The organism is Desulfoscipio sp. XC116 (assembly GCF_039851975.1).
Classification (GTDB): domain Bacteria; phylum Bacillota; class Desulfotomaculia; order Desulfotomaculales; family Desulfallaceae; genus Sporotomaculum.
Window position 1 is genome coordinate 636,548 of the sequence record NZ_CP156660.1, and the last position, 13,892, is coordinate 650,439.

Annotated in this window: 15 protein-coding genes; 11 read left to right on the plus strand and 4 right to left on the minus strand. The window is 49.5% G+C overall.

Annotation, left to right across the window (positions count from 1 at the left end; all coding sequences use genetic code 11):
• Positions 1–61: 61 nt before the first annotated feature.
• Together ABDB91_RS02930 and ABDB91_RS02935 are read right to left on the minus strand one after the other, a co-directional pair.
• Positions 62–814: an AAA family ATPase gene (locus tag ABDB91_RS02930; RefSeq protein WP_347490147.1), complete on the minus strand. Its 753-nt coding sequence runs from the start codon at positions 812–814 to the stop codon at positions 62–64.
• Between the two features lie 173 nt (positions 815–987).
• A complete protein-coding gene (locus ABDB91_RS02935; protein ID WP_347490148.1) occupies positions 988–1,224 on the minus strand; it encodes a hypothetical protein in 237 nt (78 codons plus the stop codon).
• Between the two features lie 311 nt (positions 1,225–1,535).
• On the opposite strand from ABDB91_RS02935, the gene ABDB91_RS02940 reads away from it, so the two are divergent.
• From ABDB91_RS02940 to ABDB91_RS02970, 7 genes are all read left to right on the plus strand, one after another.
• Positions 1,536–1,967, plus strand: a complete 432-nt coding sequence (locus ABDB91_RS02940; protein WP_347490149.1) for a helix-turn-helix domain-containing protein — start codon at positions 1,536–1,538, stop codon at positions 1,965–1,967.
• 316 nt (positions 1,968–2,283) lie between these two features.
• A complete protein-coding gene (ftsE, locus tag ABDB91_RS02945) occupies positions 2,284–2,970 on the plus strand; it encodes a cell division ATP-binding protein FtsE (protein WP_347490150.1) in 687 nt (228 codons plus the stop codon).
• Positions 2,960–3,847: a permease-like cell division protein FtsX gene (gene ftsX / locus ABDB91_RS02950; protein WP_347490151.1), complete on the plus strand. Its 888-nt coding sequence runs from the start codon at positions 2,960–2,962 to the stop codon at positions 3,845–3,847. The genes ftsE and ftsX overlap by 11 nt, the downstream gene beginning before the upstream one ends.
• Positions 3,848–4,107: 260 nt before the next feature.
• On the plus strand, positions 4,108–5,244 hold the full coding sequence (locus ABDB91_RS02955; RefSeq protein WP_347490152.1) for a peptidoglycan DD-metalloendopeptidase family protein: 1,137 nt from the start codon (positions 4,108–4,110) through the stop codon (positions 5,242–5,244).
• 276 nt (positions 5,245–5,520) lie between these two features.
• A complete protein-coding gene (locus ABDB91_RS02960; RefSeq protein ID WP_347490153.1) occupies positions 5,521–6,675 on the plus strand; it encodes a S41 family peptidase in 1,155 nt (384 codons plus the stop codon).
• A gap of 96 nt (positions 6,676–6,771) precedes the next feature.
• Entirely contained in the window at positions 6,772–8,025 is a 1,254-nt protein-coding gene (locus ABDB91_RS02965; protein WP_347490154.1) for a PDZ domain-containing protein, read from the plus strand.
• Positions 8,026–8,435: 410 nt separating this feature from the next.
• Positions 8,436–8,630 carry a CooT family nickel-binding protein gene (locus ABDB91_RS02970; RefSeq protein ID WP_347490155.1) on the plus strand — a complete coding sequence of 65 codons (195 nt, stop codon included), beginning with the start codon at positions 8,436–8,438 and terminating at the stop codon, positions 8,628–8,630.
• Between the two features lie 9 nt (positions 8,631–8,639).
• On the opposite strand, the gene ABDB91_RS02975 is transcribed toward ABDB91_RS02970, so the two are convergent.
• The gene (locus ABDB91_RS02975; RefSeq protein WP_347490156.1) at positions 8,640–8,954 is read right to left on the minus strand and encodes a hypothetical protein; all 315 of its coding nucleotides are present in this window, start codon (positions 8,952–8,954) and stop codon (positions 8,640–8,642) included.
• A 352-nt stretch (positions 8,955–9,306) separates the two neighbouring features.
• Here ABDB91_RS02975 and ABDB91_RS02980 point away from each other — a divergent pair, with 352 nt between their 5' ends.
• The 3 genes from ABDB91_RS02980 (at position 9,307) to ABDB91_RS02990 (ending at position 11,364) form a co-directional block, all read left to right on the plus strand.
• Entirely contained in the window at positions 9,307–9,870 is a 564-nt protein-coding gene (locus ABDB91_RS02980; protein WP_347490157.1) for a non-canonical purine NTP pyrophosphatase, read from the plus strand.
• Positions 9,864–10,676 (plus strand): SIR2 family protein, encoded by an 813-nt coding sequence (locus ABDB91_RS02985; RefSeq protein ID WP_347490158.1) that lies wholly within the window; start codon positions 9,864–9,866, stop codon positions 10,674–10,676. Before ABDB91_RS02980 ends, ABDB91_RS02985 begins: the two co-directional genes overlap by 7 nt.
• Before the next feature lie 88 nt (positions 10,677–10,764).
• Positions 10,765–11,364, plus strand: coding sequence for a uracil-DNA glycosylase (locus ABDB91_RS02990; protein WP_347490159.1), 600 nt, complete (start codon positions 10,765–10,767; stop codon positions 11,362–11,364).
• Between the two features lie 152 nt (positions 11,365–11,516).
• Here the strand turns inward: ABDB91_RS02990 and ABDB91_RS02995 are convergent, their stop codons facing one another.
• Positions 11,517–11,846, minus strand: a complete 330-nt coding sequence (locus ABDB91_RS02995; RefSeq protein ID WP_347490160.1) for a DUF2508 family protein — start codon at positions 11,844–11,846, stop codon at positions 11,517–11,519.
• Between the two features lie 190 nt (positions 11,847–12,036).
• Between ABDB91_RS02995 and ABDB91_RS03000 the strand changes: the two genes are divergently transcribed.
• Positions 12,037–13,647: a substrate-binding domain-containing protein gene (locus ABDB91_RS03000; RefSeq protein WP_347490161.1), complete on the plus strand. Its 1,611-nt coding sequence runs from the start codon at positions 12,037–12,039 to the stop codon at positions 13,645–13,647.
• Positions 13,648–13,892: the final 245 nt, after the last annotated feature.

Here is a 13,892-nt window from a genome sequence, read left to right on the forward strand (position 1 = left end):
GGATGGAATAAATTCATGAGTTACCTTGAAACAGTCAATGATGCCATACAATATATCGAATCTAATTTGCACAGGAATCCATCAACAGTACCTTGAGCATTTTCTCCCTGTTGTTTACAAACTCCTTCATTACCATATAGTGTTCCGTCTCTTCATACCGGACTGTCTCGAAGCCCCCGGCCGAAATCTGGAGAATGGCCGCATCAGGATAGCCCATGATAATCGGCGAATGAGTGGCAATAATAAACTGGGAGTCTTGCCGGACCAGGTCGTGTATCCTGGAAACCAGAGCCATCTGGCGTACCGGGGAAAGGGCAGCCTCGGGTTCGTCCAGAATGTACAGACCCCGGCCGCCGAATCTGTTCATAAAGGCGGCAAAGAATGACTCTCCGTGGGATTGCTTATGCAGGGAAAGTCCACCGTAGGAATTGATGAGGTCCGGCCCCAGTTCGTCAATATTCGTTGCCAGGTTGTAAAAACTTTCAGCCCTCAGGAAGAAGCCGTCCCGGGGTTTTTGGGCGCTTCTAATCAGGCGTAAATATTTATATAATTCCGAGTGGGTATTCCGGGTATGGAAATTGAAATTGATCGTGCCGCCCTCCGGGTTAAATCCCCAGGCCACTGCAATGGCCTCCAAAAACGTGGACTTTCCTGTTCCGTTTTCACCAACAATAAAAGTAACCCTCGGGTGAAATTCCAAAGCCTCCAACGTACAAATCACAGGCAAGGAAAAGGGATACCGGGAAAAGGAAATTATTTCATCCCGCAGTAGTTTAATACTGCGCAAATATTGCCATTTGCTTTCTAAAGCCATAGTAATACTCCACATCTCTTATTACCATACGATGGGTACCGGAGATTTGCAGCTGCACGCCGGTTACATGATGTTTTTACATATTTCTGCAATATTAGGATAAATCCTGTTTATCAAATTCCAAGGCTGCCGCCTTTATAAGTGGCAGTTCCTATTTTTACTTAATCATATTCTTAATGTAAATCAGTCAGGTTTCTAAGCCACAAAAAATAATTTCCCAGTGTCCTGGGGTCACCCATTTTCATAAACAGAATTTTAACCAGTTGTTCCTCCGAAGGATTTATAAGATGCTGTTTCCCTATTATTTCCTTGATATCTGAACGCAATATCCGGCATACCGTTTCTTTTGTCTCCGAACAATCTATTTGTGATAAGACAATGCTAATATATTCTTCTACATTGCTGCACATATACATTGCTGCACATAACCTCACCTTAAACTTAGCTACTGGTTTAATGCCTCATTTGCGTTCAGCTTTTCGGCAACATAATGATTTTGTGAAACGCTTTGGTTGCACCCATTATTGCTAATGCGGATAGCTGGTTCGTAGCGGCAAAAATAGATAAATGACCCGGATAAGAACCGTGGCAATAAATTAAAAATATAGTTTTGATAAGTATTATCTGCTACAATAGTAGCAGGGATAATATCTTTTTAACAAGTAGGTACTTTTTTGTGCTATAGTATCCTAAAAGATACTTGAGGCATTGAGGTGAAAAGATGGTCGATAAAGAGAAATGGCACGAGGAGTGTCACATGAAGGAAAAATGTTTAAAGTATGACGTCTGTCCGATGATTTTGGTCCAAAAAATAGTTTCCGGCAAGTGGAAAATATTAATTCTGTGGTATTTAAGCTACAGCACACTCAGATTTAATGACATAAAAAAAAGATTGCCTTATGTAACTCAAAAAATGCTCACTCAGCAATTAAGAAGTTTAGAAAAGGATAAACTTATATTCAGGAAAGTTTATCCTGTCGTTCCTCCCAAGGTGGAATACGGTTTAACGGAAATTGGCAAAAAAATAATTCCGATATTGGAAATGATGCACGGTTTCGGGGCCGAATATTTAGAACAAGGATATGACGGTGAGCCCTTGTTCCCGGCCCTTGTTGCGGATGGAAAGAAAGTGAGGGAAAAAGTGCACTTATGATATTTGATCGGCAAGAGTCTGATAAAAGATGACAATGCGGTTTAAACAGTGCCGTGCCGACAGAGTTTGGGAAAACTGAACAAGCACTCGCAAAATGCCCTTCGGGGTATTTTGTTTTTCTTTTTATTGAAGGATTTACTTGTTTTGCCGTCGAAATGCCCTTGAGATGAAAGGATTTATTATTGTAACTGTCGAATAATTTCCTAAATAAGTGAATTCAGCAATTCAGCTTAGCGCCTGATGAGCCCAAACAGGCAAAATAATGATTAAATATCTCTGCAACCTGGTAAGAACAGTAATAATATGAGGTGCTGGTATGATTCAAATGTACAATGTCTCCAAGAAATATCCGAATGAAGTTAAAGCCCTCAACGACATCACCCTGCATATTAAAAAAGGGGAATTTATTTTTTTAGTGGGTCCCAGCGGGGCCGGTAAGTCTACCCTGACTAAATTGATATGTCGGGAAGAACTGCCCAGTCGCGGGCAGGTTGTTGTGAACGGCCGCAGCGTGGTAAGAATGAAAAACCGGGAAGTTCCCCATCTGCGGCGTAAAATTGGCATGGTGTTTCAGGATTTTCGCCTTATTCCCAATAAAACTGTTTTTGAAAACGTGGCCTTTGCACTGGAAATAACCGGCGCTTCACGTAAGGAGATTAAACGTGTGGTGCCGTCCGTGCTGCGCATGGTGGGCATGGATAAGAAGATCAATATGCGTCCCGCCCAGCTTTCGGGTGGTGAGCAGCAGCGTACCGCCGTGGCCCGGGCCATCGTCAATAATCCGGTGCTGATACTGGCGGACGAGCCCACAGGCAATTTGGACCCCGATAATTCCTGGGAGCTAATGAAACTTTTTATGGATATAAACCGCCGGGGCACTACCATTTTAATGGCCACTCATGCCTGGGACATAGTGGATGCCATGAAAAAAAGGGTGGTGCAGCTCAGTCACGGTATGATAGCCCGGGACGAGGAAAGCGGGGTATACGGCCATGATCGTTAACACTGTTAAATATTACTTTCGTGAGGCCGCCACATCCCTGATCCGCAACAGTTGGCTGTCCGTAGCTTCAGTGGGTACGATTATTATATCGCTTTTAATATTAGGCAGTTCGCTTTTGCTGGTGCTCAATGTGCGCCAGATTGCGTCTTCGCTGGAGTCCAGCTTGGAGATTACTGTTTTTTTGCAAGATGATTTGGAGCAGGACCGGCTGGATGAAATGAAGGAAGAGATTAAATTTGTGCCCGGGGTGGCCCGGGTGGATTTTGTCACCAGAGAGCAGGCCTTGGAGGATCTGAAAGAAAGCTTTGGGGATAGAGCCGAATTGCTTAGCGGGCTGGATGATGATAATCCTCTGCCTAATTCATATATTGTGGGAACCAGGGAGGCCAACCTGGTGCCCGGTGCGGCCCGGCAGCTGGAAAAGCTGGAGGGTGTTGATCAGGTGCGCTACGGGCAAGGTGTGGTGGAGAATTTGTTAGCCCTTACCCATTGGGTGCGTATCTGGGGTTCGCTGGCTTTGCTGGTGCTGGGTGTAGCGGCTGTATTGCTGATTTCCACGACCATTCGCATGTCTGTTTTCGCCAGGCGGCGGGAGATCGGCATTATGAAGATGCTGGGAGCCACTAATATTTTCGTGCGCATGCCTTTTATGCTGGAGGGCATGATCATCGGGCTGACCGGTGGTTTTGTCGCCGCGCTGCTGATTAATTTCGGCTATCTTTCACTGCTTAACAAGGTAATGTTGACATTGCCCTTTATTCAGCTGGTTGACGATCCGGTAACCTTTTACCGGGTGCTGGGCGGCCTGCTGGGGTCGGGTTTTGTGATCGGCGCCCTGGGCAGCGCCATATCGCTGCACCGCTTTTTGCGGGTATAGTTGGCTTCTTGTACCGGGTAAAGTTTATTGCGCATAAAAGCCCTGGCTTATGTGCCCCGGTTGATTCGGTGTTGCGGTTTGATGGGGTAATTCCCATTATGCTTAAAAGGAAAAATCCAGCAGGGATGCTTTCGGCAGCTATACAGCGGTAAGTTGTCGTAGCGCCGGGGTCTTTTAGTCAGGCGCTAGTTGCAATAATAGGATATGTTAAAAAACAGCTTTGGCAAGTTAATTATATGACGAATGGAGGGTGCCGGAGGGTGCGTTCGAGTGGTAATGCGGGCTGGAAGAAGAGATTAACAGCACTTACGCTGGCCGCTGCCATGACTTTGGGATATGGTACGGCATACGGGGCCAGCTTGGAGGAATTGCTGCAGCAAACCAGGCAAAGAATTAATCAGACTAAGCAGCAGCAAAAGGAGAAGAAAAAGGAAGTTAAAGACTATGCCGGCGAGGCGGCTGCCTTAGACCAGGAAATAGGTCAGAAGAATCAGGAGATAGACGGTTTAAGAGAGCGGCTTGATGTGGCTATGACCAAGCTGGCGCAAAATGAAAAGGATATAGATCAGGCCGCGGAGGAGCTGCAGGAAAGTACCGATGAATTGCACAAACGGGTGCGAGGAATGTACATGAACGGTAGCGTTCAATATATTGATGTGTTACTGGCCTCCCGCGACTTTGGCGAGTTTTTGAATCGTTATGAACTGCTCAAACGGGTGGTCGACAGAGATGTAGGCGTGATTAAAGAGGTGGAAGACCGCAAGCAGGAATTGGAGAACATGCGTCAGGCGCTGGCCCGGCAGAAGGAAAACATTGCCGCTTTGATGCGGCAGCAGGAAACAGCCCGCCAGGAGCTGGCTTCCAGAAGTTCGGAAAAAAAGCAAATGTTGGCCCGGGTACAGCAGGATTTGACCAAATACCAGGCTGAAGTGGACCGGCTGGAGCGGGAAGAGGAAGAAATCGTTCAGCGTATTGCCATGCAAAACGTCGGTCAGCAGCCTGCGGCCACGGGTGCCTATCTCTGGCCGGTGCCCGGACATACAGCTATATCCTCACCGTATGGTTATCGTCTGCATCCTATTTTAAAAACCCAGCGGCTGCATACCGGTATTGACATTCCGGCCCCTTCGGGCGCTACTGTGGTGGCTACTCAGGGCGGGCAGGTAATCAACGTTAGCTATATGAGCGGTTACGGCAACGTGGTTATGATCAACCACGGCGGGGGTATCGTTTCATTATACGGGCATCTGTCCGCTCAGCTGGTGAGCAATGGTGCGGTGGTTGAAAAGGGACAGGCTATCGCTAGAGTGGGCAGCACCGGCATGTCCACCGGTCCGCACTTGCATTTTGAAATCAGGGTCAACGGTTCAACAGTCAACCCGAGAAATTACGTGTAGAGATTGCCGCCCAAGTGAACTCGTTCAGCTAAAGCTGAACAGCGGGGTTTTCGGACAGGGGTTTTACCCCACCTGAGGTAAAAATAGAAACTCCCGCTTATAGAAGTAAGAAGTGTAGAAGTGAGAAGTGGAAGTCTGGGAATTTGATGAAGGGACGGGTTGTTTCCATTTGACGGAGACAACCGTCCCTTTTTATATTTCTTGTAATTCAATCTGCCTTTGTGTAGTATAATATGGTATGTGACTTTAACCGGAAAATGGCAGGTGGCTGTGAAAATGAACGGGTACAGGTATAAAAGCGGCGGTACTGTTTCGCGCTGGCTGACAGTGCTGGCAATTGTTTTTTTTGTTCTCTTTGTGTTGGCGGGCAGTGTTATAAGCAGCAATTACAAGCATATCGGCAACTTAATCAAAGTAATTTCACTGGTGCGTACCCAGTATATTGATCCGGTGCAGGCTACCAGTCTGGTTGACGGAGCTATGCGGGGCATAGTGGAATCGCTGGAAGACCCTTATTCGGTTTACCTGGATCCACAGACTTTTAAACGGCTGCAAGAGCAGATTAGCGGCAGCTTCGGCGGTTTGGGAATATTGGTGGGCGTTGATAAAGAGGAATTTCTTACAGTGGTGCGGGTGTACGATAATACGCCCGCTGCCGAAGAAGGTGTGCGGGTCGGTGATATCATTGTGGGTATTGATGGCCGGGACGTGCAGGGGCTTGATTTGGAGACTGCCATTACTTTGATGCGCGGTCCGGTAGACAGTAAAATTAAGGTAAGCGTGGCGCGGGAAGGCCATCCGGAGCCAATTGAGTTTGACATTACTCGCCGGGAAATCAGTGTGCCCAGCGTGGAGGGGCGAATGCTGACCAATTCGAGTATCGGCTATGTGACTGTAAGCCAGTTTAATGAAAAAACACCGGATGAAATGCTGCAGGTGCTGGCGAATTTACGGGATCACGGCATGCGGGGTATTGTCCTGGATTTGCGTGACAATCCGGGCGGGGAACTAATAGCGGCCACTCAAGTAGCCGATAATTTTATTCCCAAAGGTCCGATAGTATATATAGATTACCGGACAGGCACCGAAGATGTTAAGGACGCGGACGACAACTATTTGCGTCTGCCTCTGGCCGTACTGGTCAACGGGGGCAGTGCCAGTGCCGCCGAAATATTGGCCGGTGCTGTAAAAGATACCGAAGTCGGCGTTTTGGTGGGTACTCGCACCTTCGGTAAGGGCATTGTGCAAACGGTTTTCACCCTGGATAATGATGCCGGCTTGAAACTAACCACTGCCCACTACCTGACCCCTAAAAAGAAGGACATTCATAAAAAAGGCATTGCACCCGATGTAGTCGTGGAAAATCTGCCCGACCAACCCGGCGATGAACAGCTTGATAAAGCCGTCGAGCTTGTGAAGCGGAAGCTGTAATCGATGCAGCCGCTGCCGGGAGCTTAAGTTGGAAAGTTAAGTTGGAAAGGCTGTTGCTTTTAACGGGTATCATGCTTAGTTCTTTGTTGGTTTGAGGTGAGTTGGTTGTTCCCTTTTAGCGATATTTTCCCCATGATTATAGTTAATATGGAGATTATGCTGCGCGAGCCCATATTTTGGATTGTGGTGGTGCTGATCGGGCTGCAGTACCGGCGTATGAATGACTTGCGGGAAAGCTTGTACGGCATGCCGCTTAAGTCTAATTGGACCGAGGTGGGTACCGCCATATTGTTTGGGCTGCTGGGCGGTATATTGGGCAGTATGCTGATGGTGTTTATCGGGGTAACTCTCACCGGTTCGGGACTTATGTATATCTGGCCGCTGGCTATATTCCTCATGTTGATAAACGCGCGGTTTATTTGCTTTGCTTACGCGGGGGGGATACTGGCCCTTTCCCGGCTGTTGTTCGGCTTTCCTCAAGTGAACGTTTCCCAGGTGCTGGCCCTGGTGGCGGTGCTGCACATGGTAGAAAGTTTGCTGATCTTTTTCAGCGGGCATCTCGGTGCGGTGCCTGCTTTTTTCCGGGGCCGGGACGGGCGGGTGGTGGGGGGCTTTACCTTGCAAAAATTCTGGCCTATTCCCATAACGGCCCTGGCTTTCATGGCGGGTATTGATGTTCCGCCGGGCAGTGTGGACATGCCCGAGTGGTGGCCGCTGATTCGCCCCGGAGCGGCAGACGTTGATGATATAGTGTATACATTGATTCCCGTAGCGGCGGCACTGGGTTACGGCGATATGGCCATTGCCCGCAGCCCGCGGCAAAAAGGCCGGATATCCGCAGGTTATTTGGCATTATATAGTCTGTTGCTGCTCCTTTTGGCGGTGCTTTCAGACCGCTCCTGGCTGTTGGGAGTGGCGGCCGCTTTGTTTTCTCCCCTGGGACATGAACTGGTGATTTATATCGGGCGCAGGCTGGAGATGCAGGATGAGCCGGTGCATGTACCCCACCCTGATGGGCTGGCTTTGCTGGATGTGATACCCGAGTCGCCGGCCTGGCGGGCCGGGATGCGTCCGGGTGACCTGCTGGTGGCTGTTAACGGGGCGCCGGTACACAGCCGGGCGGACCTGGCAGCCATGTTGTATATAGTGAATCCGCCTCTGCAAGTGGATTATGTCAACCGTAAAGGGCAGCGCTGCCGGCGGGAATTAGTGCCTTATCATAATAAAACCAATCCGCTGGGTATCCTGCCCGTGCCTGAGGGTAATGAGCAGGCGGCGCTAATGGATTTAAGCACTGCCGGCCCGCTGGGCCGCTGGTTCACCGGCTTCTGGCGGCGGCCGGGCAAGTAAACTCGTTCAGTTAAAGCTGAACATCGGGGCCTCGGATGGGAATTCCGCCCCACCTGAAGTAAAAATAGGAGCTCCCACTTATAGAAGAGGAGTCTTGGAATTTTATAAATGTAAAAAATATCGGCTGTTTCTGGTAATGTATGTGCGCACGTTGCAAGTTAAAGCCATACAGGTTATAGCTTGGCGATTCGGGGCCGGGCTGCTGAACATGTTTACAGATTAAACTGTTTTTGGGAACTTGCCGGAGCCGCAAATTATGCGTTGACACGCCTGTTGACGTAGGGATATAATCAAACAAAGGGAACCAGGGAGGTTGCCAATGCGAGCAGCGGAAAACGACCACGGAGGTTCGACGCTATAAGCGTATAACCGAGGTGGTTTTTGGTCTTTTACGGGGAGGTGAAAACTGCATGTGTGAAGCAAATGCATATCTGCGTAAGGACGGTAAAGATGAAATATTTATGGAGATGGTGGATAAAGTAATTCCGGAAGCAGACGGGCTGGTGCTGGAGGATATTTTCGGCCGCCGCAAGCAAATCAAAGCCAGAATAGCCGAACTGGCTCTGGTAGACCACCGCATTATTTTGGAAAAGGGTCAGGCTTAAATTCCCCAATTAGCCGCGGCACCCGGATAAGATAGTACTTGAAGTTAAGCAATGTTTCCTTGGACTATCCTGAAAAAGCCGGCGGGTTCTCTTCTTCCGCTGCTTTCGGCTGTCGTTGCGAGCGCAAGCGAAGCAATCCGCATAAGCGGCATGGATGTCTGTGACGGGATGCTTTAATGGAACAGGCATAGCATGTGCAATAGCATTACAAAGCCCGTTGTCGGATAACAAATACATCCGGCGGCGGGCTCTCTGTTTGTTGCAGCCGAAAATCCGGGTGGCGTTTTGCCGCTGCATCCCCGGCATGGCTTCAATATTTATCAAATTTCAAGACCCGCTTCCTATAAACGGGAGTTGATATCTTTATTTCAGGCGGGGTAGAATCCCCGTCCAAGGGCTCGATGTTCAGCTTGGGCCGAACGAGTTAGCTCATTTCCAATCGTATTCCTTTGACCGCTAGCGTGTGGCATAAGTAAAATTTGACACTGGAATATTGAATTCCTTTGCGTGCCAATCGCGGGGATATTATCATAAATGATTTTGCCAATGTTCTTTTAGCTCACTGTGGAAGGATTTTGCATCCTTAAAAAGAAGATATAAAAAATCAGGTTGATGTTAATATAACGGTGTTAGGCAGAAAACCGGGTGTACTTTAAAGAGAATCGGAGCTGTGCGAATGTTAAAGCCAATGCGCTTTGTAACCGGCAACCGGCAAAAAATAATGGAATATGAACAGCTGCTGGCTCCGCACCGGTTTATACCTGTTCGTCTAAATGTGCGGGAACCGCAGGGGGACAACCAGCGGGAGGTGGTGCGCGGCAAGGTGCTGTTAGCCTTTGCTGAAAAAAGGGCCTGCTTATTTGTGGACCACACCGGGCTGAGTGTTGAATCTCTGAACGATTTGCCCGGCGGCATGACCCGGGAGATATGGGGGCAGCTGGGTATGTCCGGTTTCCTGCGGCTGATGCAGTGTGAAACGAGCCGGCGGGCCACGGTGCGCACCATTGTCGGTTATTGCAACGGTCGGCGCATCTATATTTTCGAGGCCGACATGCAGGGTGTCATAGCCACTGAGCCCGATGGCCCAACGGAAACCTGGGAATGTTTATTTATCCCCGATGGGTGTGCCACGTCGCTGGCGGCTATGTCGCTGGCAGAGAAATTGCAAATATCGGCCCGGGGCCGGGCGGCCCAAAAATTCAAGGAATTTTTATCCCGTCAGGCGGTGAGGGCATGGTAAGCTATGATAAGCTGGTGGACGAGCTGGCCCAGGATATCCGGGAAAAGAAAATCATTCCCTTTGTAGGGGCCGGTCTTTCCCGCAACCTGGGATTGCCGGAGTGGGAAGTATTAATGGCCAGGGTAGCCGAGGACCTGGATATCGATCCGGATATATTGTCTCTGCATGGAGATTTCTTGCAGATTGCCGAATATCATATTATCTGTCACGGCGGCAGTAAAAACCGGATCAGTAAAATTATAGACCGCAATCTGCGGTCTATTGAGGTAGACATTGGTGCGTCGGAAGCGCATAGGTGCCTTATTGATATGCACTTTCCCAAAATATATACTACTAATTTTGATGAAATGATTGAAATCGCTTTCCGGTATCATGGCGTGCCTTATTACCCCATTGCCACTCTTGACGATATTTTAGCCGCTCCGGACAATATGACTCAGATAGTCAAGTTCCACGGCACTCTGGATCTTGATGAAACGCTGGTGATCAGTGAAACGGATTACCATAACAGGCTGGACATGGAAGGCCCTCTGGATATTAAATTGCGCGCGGATTTGCTGGGCAAAACAGTGCTATTCTTGGGATATAGTTTCCGGGACCTTAATATACGGTACATGTGGAGCAAGCTTTTTAAAATAATGCAGGCGAATTGCAAGGCTTTTATGGTTACTATGAAGCCCAACTATGTGTTTGAAACGATATACGGTAAAAAAGGCATGAAGTTTATCTGTCTGGATTCGGATGATTTCTGTGCCGATTTTACTAAATTTATGGCGGATTTGCGCTGCCGGGTGCTAAAAGAATAAGCAGCCTGGCGAGAAATAAAGATACGTTTGCGGCGCTAAATACAGCACCTTAAAAGGATAAGTGTAATGAAGATGAAGGTGTTTTACAGTGGATGATAAACTTAGTCGTTGGAATCAGGTAAAGGAAGTATGCCTGAACTGCAGCGCTTGCCCGCTGGCGATTCGGCGTAACAATATGGTTTTCGGAGAAGGGGTGCTGGAGGCTCCGGTAATGTTTGTCGGGGAAGGCCCCGGGGAGCAGGAGGATTTGCGGGGGCGCCCATTTGTCGGCCCGGCGGGACAGCTGTTGGATCGGATGATGGCTGCTATCGATCTTAGCCGGGAAAAAAACGCCATCATCTGCAATATAGTAAAGTGCCGGCCGCCCGGCAACCGGGTGCCCACCCAGGAGGAGAGCGAAAAATGCCTGCCTTATTTGCGGGCCCAGGTGGATATAGTGCGGCCAAAGATCATAGTGTGCCTCGGGGCAACGGCGGTGCGGTATATTATTGGCCCCGAGGCGCGTATTACCAGGGTACGCGGGCAGTGGACGGAGCGCAAAGGGTTTTGGATTACCTCTACTTACCATCCCGCCGCATTGTTGCGTGACACTTCTCGCAAGACCGAAGCCTGGTCGGATTTGCAGTCCATTCGGGCCAAGCTGGTCGAGCTGGGTCTGGTATTTCCGGTCTCCGATCCGAATATATAAAATTATGGCATCGTAGGGGAGTGTTTGGTTTAAACTTAGACAGCACATGTCTTAAAACAATGAATATGCGGTATACAGCTGCCCTGTATGCTGCTTGCCCGCCAACTGCAGGTGGTATCAAATTCCTGCATCTATGGCTGTGCAAGGCTTGCTTATTTGTCTAACGCCGCCGTTTCCTGGGGTGTGGATTCCCTCACGCCGTCCTCACTTTTAAATAAATTTTCGTTTTGGCATGGTTCTTTTGACCAGGACGTAAGACCCTGTTGCTTGGCTTGTTGTAATAAGGCTATGTACTGCCTTTCACCGGCCTTAATTCTGTGCGCCGTGCAATCAATGAGGTTTTTATCACTAATAAAATCAAAATCACGCTGAGCTTGCTTCCAATTCCTACTGGCTGAATTAATGGCTTCCAGCAGCCCGGACGGCTTTCTTTTCAAAGGGGTCAGCCAGGTTAAAAAACGATCCCAATAGATGCTTTTCACATAACCACCTCCTAAAAATTAACTATATTATATAATTATGACAACGATTTGAGTTTAGCACAACCCCGTCTATCTTTTGAATAAAGACTTGCTATGACGCAAAGCATAAATAAAGCTTTGTAATTCCGTTTGATCGTGCCGTGAAAATTTGTATACGAGCGTACAACGGAATATACCCGGAGGTGGGTAAATGCGCAGGTCTGGATATAGCTGGTGCTTGAATCAAATAGCTGTTTTGCTGGTGGTTGCTCTGGGGGGGCTTTTGTTGACGTTGCCTGTGGGCTGCGTTAACCGGGAACCGCAGCGCAAGCCCGCTGAATCGCCCGTGAAGATAGCCTTTGCACTGGCTGATATGAACCGGGACGGCAATAAAACGATAAAAAAGGTAGTAGATGAGCAAAAAAAACAAGTTAATGCCGAGGTAACCTGGCTGGACGCCCGCAATGACCCCGCCGGGCAGCAAAAACAGCTGGGCGGGTTGGCTGATAAGCAAATTAAGGCGGTAGTGCTGCAGCCGGTTGACCCGGCAACAGCACAAGGTTTGATAGAAAAGCTGGCTCAGTCCGGAATTAAGGTAGTGGCTCTGGAGAATCTTCCTGTGAATACCCCGGTGGAGGGGTATATTGCCTCAGATCATGCCATGGTGGGGCATCTGCAGGCCCGTTTTGTGCTTGAGGCGATTAGCCGGGCTGCGGAAGCCCAAAGCGGTATGCAATTTACACCGCCGCAGGCCGGTACTATTATTCGGCCCGGTGATGAACAGAGCGAGTCTGCCCAGGGCGGGCAGTCGGGCGGGTCAAGCCGGGGGGACGGTGGGCAGCAGCAGGGCACCGGCCAAACGGGCGGCGGCGGGCGGCAGGAAGGAGGCTCCGGTCAGGGGAGTCCAAGCGGGCAAGCCATGGTTACCGGAGCGGTGGATTACAATGTAGTGGCTCAGTTGCCCCGGCAGCGTCCGCTGAATGTGGTGATATTGCAGGGGGAACCGAGTGATCAGATGGCACGGGATATTACCGCCGCCAATCGGGCGGATCTGCAGGGACGCCAGGATATCAAAATTGTGGAGGTTTACGAACATCCCCGCTGGGAAGCATCCGCCGTTTCCGCCAATCTGGCTGAGGTTATGGAGCGGGAAGGTCGTATTGATGTCATACTGGCCAACGATAGTAGTTTAGCAATGGCCGCGGTGGAGTTTCTAAAAACGGGCGGCTATGATAAAAGTGTTTTAACCGTGGGTGCCGGGGCTGATGAAAAATCTTCGCGGGGGTTGGTCAGCGGCGAGCATGATGCCGAGGTGGATCTGCAGCCCGAGATGCTGGGACAGTTTGCCCTGGAGGCGGCGGTGGGATTGGCGAAAAACGGCTACTGGCAGTACGGTGAGAAGGTGAATAACGGGGATTGCAGTGTGCCGGCCCGGATTGTGCCGGTGCGTCTGATTACCGCCAAGAATGCCTATTTGTTGGAAGAACGCTGGAAACAGTTAAAGAAAGCCCGGCAAGAAGCCGGTCAGCAGCAGGGACAGGCGCAGGGTGGACAAGGTGCCTGGCAGGGACAGGGCGGTGAGCAGGGACAGCAAGGAGGACAAAGCGGGCAAGGACAGCAAGGCCAGGGTGGTCAGCAGGGTCAAGGCGGTCAGCAAGGCGGACAGCAGGGCAAAACAATGCTGCGCATTACTACCCGGGACGGTAAGACAATGGAAGTGCAGATAGACGGTGAGGTTAAGAAGATAGAATCGGCAGGCCAACAAGGCGGCCAAGACGGTCAGCAGGAGGAGCAGGGCGGTCATCAGGGCGGCGGCCGGTAAAACTTGTATAATACAGGTTCGGCGATGTCTTACACGGCTTTGTTAATTTTCCATGCACGCAAGCGGCATGGATGACTATGGATGACTATGGAACAGTAATCGAGTCGCTCCTAAAAGAGCGGGCGATTTGTTTTACTGTTTTTTTGATGGTTATGAAGGATAAAAACGGGTTGGTTTTATCCTTGGGTAGTTCTTATGTCGTTACAGAATAGGCGTAAAATGCCGATAATATATTTATTAAAGAA

What these genes read in the sequence shown, in the direction of transcription:
- ftsX (WP_347490151.1), top strand. Translation starts at nt 2,960, where the DNA reads ATGATCGTTAACACTGTTAAATATTACTTTCGTGAGGCCGCCACATCC.
- ftsE (WP_347490150.1), top strand. Translation starts at nt 2,284, where the DNA reads ATGATTCAAATGTACAATGTCTCCAAGAAATATCCGAATGAAGTTAAA.
- ABDB91_RS02985 (WP_347490158.1), top strand. Translation starts at nt 9,864, where the DNA reads ATGGTAAGCTATGATAAGCTGGTGGACGAGCTGGCCCAGGATATCCGG.
- ABDB91_RS02970 (WP_347490155.1), top strand. Translation starts at nt 8,436, where the DNA reads ATGTGTGAAGCAAATGCATATCTGCGTAAGGACGGTAAAGATGAAATA.
- ABDB91_RS02960 (WP_347490153.1), top strand. Translation starts at nt 5,521, where the DNA reads ATGAACGGGTACAGGTATAAAAGCGGCGGTACTGTTTCGCGCTGGCTG.
- ABDB91_RS03000 (WP_347490161.1), top strand. Translation starts at nt 12,037, where the DNA reads ATGCGCAGGTCTGGATATAGCTGGTGCTTGAATCAAATAGCTGTTTTG.
- ABDB91_RS02930 (WP_347490147.1), bottom strand. Translation starts at nt 814, where the DNA reads ATGGCTTTAGAAAGCAAATGGCAATATTTGCGCAGTATTAAACTACTG.
- ABDB91_RS02980 (WP_347490157.1), top strand. Translation starts at nt 9,307, where the DNA reads ATGTTAAAGCCAATGCGCTTTGTAACCGGCAACCGGCAAAAAATAATG.
- ABDB91_RS02935 (WP_347490148.1), bottom strand. Translation starts at nt 1,224, where the DNA reads ATGTGCAGCAATGTAGAAGAATATATTAGCATTGTCTTATCACAAATA.
- ABDB91_RS02940 (WP_347490149.1), top strand. Translation starts at nt 1,536, where the DNA reads ATGGTCGATAAAGAGAAATGGCACGAGGAGTGTCACATGAAGGAAAAA.